The organism is Trichococcus sp. (assembly GCF_049589555.1).
Taxonomy (GTDB): Bacteria; Bacillota; Bacilli; order Lactobacillales; family Aerococcaceae; genus Trichococcus.
On sequence record NZ_JBAWAZ010000111.1, the window covers coordinates 1 to 2122 of the forward strand.

Here is a 2122-nt window from a genome sequence, read left to right on the forward strand (position 1 = left end):
GTTTTTAGACTGCGCCTCAGCCAATAATGGTTTGAAGGGAAAGGGGGGATCTTGATGTCGGTTACACCTAATCCGGAAATGGATTTTGAATTATACATGGATACAGCGGTCCTGGCCGGGAAGATCATGCTGGAAAGCAACGCGGAAACGTACCGTGTCGAGGATACGGTGACGCGCATCCTGAAAAAGACCGGACTGGAGATGACCGAAGCGTTGGCTTTGACAACCGGGCTGGTGGCTACGCTCGACAGTCCGAATATGCATGCGATCACGGTCGTCAAACGGATTACCGAACGCACGACGAACCTGAACAGGGTGTCCCGTGTCAATGCCGTTTCGCGGAATTTCGTCGAAGACAGATTGACGATCCAAGAGGCTTACGATGCGCTGCAGAACATCGATGAAATCCAATACAGCGGGCTCCAGAAAAGTTTTGCGCTGATCGGATTCATCCAAATGTTCATCTTTTTGATGGGCGGAACCTTCTATGACTTTCTGGCGATGCTTCCGGTCAGCGCAGTGGTTTCCTTGGTGCTGCATGTCGCTGCAAAATGGAAGATCCGCCCGTTCATCCAAAACATGGTCTCCAGTTTTGTGATCGCCGTGTTGACGGCCATCTTGTCCGAACTATTAACGTTCCCGATACAACCGGATACGATCATCATCAGTGCCATCATGCCCTTATTGCCCGGTACCGTATTGACGAACGGCATCCGTGACACTTTCCGCGGGGATTACATGTCGGGAGCGGCCAAAATATTGGAGGCCTTTGTGATCGCCGTCTTCATCGCAATCGGCATCGGTGCCGGTTTGATCGTCGTCGGGGAGGTGATTCGATGAATTTGCTTAACATTGTTGTGGAAATGGTCATCGCTTTCGTGGCCGTCTATTTCATCGCCATCACCCTGGAAGCGCCGAAACGGACGTTGCGGTATGGCGCGTTGGGAGGGGCTTTGGGCTGGGGCGTTTACCTTGGCGGGTTGTCGTTTTTGGACATCGTTGGGGCCACTTTTCTGGCCAGCCTGTTCATCGCTTGGATTGCGCACCTGTTCGCGCGTCATCTGAAGACGCCGGTGACGATCTATTTCATCCCGGCCTTCATCGCCTTGGTTCCCGGAGCGGGCGTTTATCAATCGGTTTATGCCTTCATCAGCAAAGAGTATACTCTGGCGCAACAGCATCTGATCCTGACTCTGCAGATTTCGGGGGCCATCGCTCTGGCAATCTTCATTGTCGACAGCCTCTTCGGGCTCATGGCCAGGATTAAGGCCTCAAAGGAAAAGAAAATCCCCGCCAAATAGTGTTTGCGAGGCGCGGGCAAGCGGGTGCATGGTTTTCCGTGACACAGAGTTGTAAACTGAATTTAACCTAGCCGTCTCGGAAATATGCTAGACTTGTATCATTCAGAAGGGGGTCACCGCATGTCCGAGAATAATCAAAAACCGACCAGACAAGAATTACACGGAAATCATAAACGCAATAACCTGCTTGTAGTTTTAGGCATCATCGCCGCCGCATTTTTGGGGCTCGTGCTCCTTTATAATATTTTTTATGGGAACGACGAAGAACCATCCGTAGCGGCTGGTAATCAAACAAACTCACAAAGCATGATCATCACCGAATCTGACGATTCCAGCGAAACGTCCTCTTCAGCCGAAGAATCTTCGGAAAAAGATAAAGACAGCGCCGCGGAGGAGTCGGAAGCAGACACCGAGACGGAAAAGGAAGAAGTACCGTCAAACGATGAGAACGTAACAAAGGCATATACCGGCGACTGGGAACCGATCGGAACGACTCAAACCGGGAAACATGTCACGGATTTCAGCGACGGCTCCACCGACCGCAATGAAATCAAGACAGCCATCGCTGCCGTGACAGGCATCAGCGCCGACAACATGATCGAATGGTGGATCGGCAATGCCGGCGACCAACAAGTAACCGCGACAGTCTCTGATACACAAAAAGAGACGATCGCACGCGTCCAGCTCAACTGGATCGACGGTGAAGGTTGGCAAGTCACGCTTGTGGAAGAACTGAACGAGATACCGAACAACTGATCAACACAGCAAGGCGCTCTTTGATAGGGCGTTTTTTTGCGTTGCTTATTTGGAAATGGTTCTGT

General features: G+C 51.4%; 3 protein-coding genes. All 3 read left to right on the forward strand.

Annotated features, from left to right (window positions below; genetic code table 11):
• Nucleotides 1-54: 54 nt before the first annotated feature.
• The 3 genes from WBV27_RS04865 to WBV27_RS04875 all read left to right on the forward strand — a co-directional run bounded on the left by WBV27_RS04865 (nucleotide 55) and on the right by WBV27_RS04875 (nucleotide 2057).
• Nucleotides 55-840 (forward strand): threonine/serine exporter family protein, encoded by a 786-nt coding sequence (locus tag WBV27_RS04865; protein WP_424199929.1) that lies wholly within the window; start codon nucleotides 55-57, stop codon nucleotides 838-840.
• A complete protein-coding gene (locus WBV27_RS04870) occupies nucleotides 837-1301 on the forward strand; it encodes a threonine/serine exporter family protein (protein WP_424199931.1) in 465 nt (154 codons plus the stop codon). The genes WBV27_RS04865 and WBV27_RS04870 overlap by 4 nt, the downstream gene beginning before the upstream one ends.
• Nucleotides 1302-1421: 120 nt before the next feature.
• Complete coding sequence (locus tag WBV27_RS04875; protein WP_424199933.1) at nucleotides 1422-2057, forward strand: YrrS family protein; 636 nt, start codon at nucleotides 1422-1424, stop codon at nucleotides 2055-2057.
• Nucleotides 2058-2122: the final 65 nt, after the last annotated feature.

Excerpts from the sequence above, each read along its gene's own strand:
- WBV27_RS04865 (WP_424199929.1), top strand. The coding sequence starts at position 55 with ATGTCGGTTACACCTAATCCGGAAATGGATTTTGAATTATACATGGAT.
- WBV27_RS04870 (WP_424199931.1), top strand. The coding sequence starts at position 837 with ATGAATTTGCTTAACATTGTTGTGGAAATGGTCATCGCTTTCGTGGCC.
- WBV27_RS04875 (WP_424199933.1), top strand. The coding sequence starts at position 1,422 with ATGTCCGAGAATAATCAAAAACCGACCAGACAAGAATTACACGGAAAT.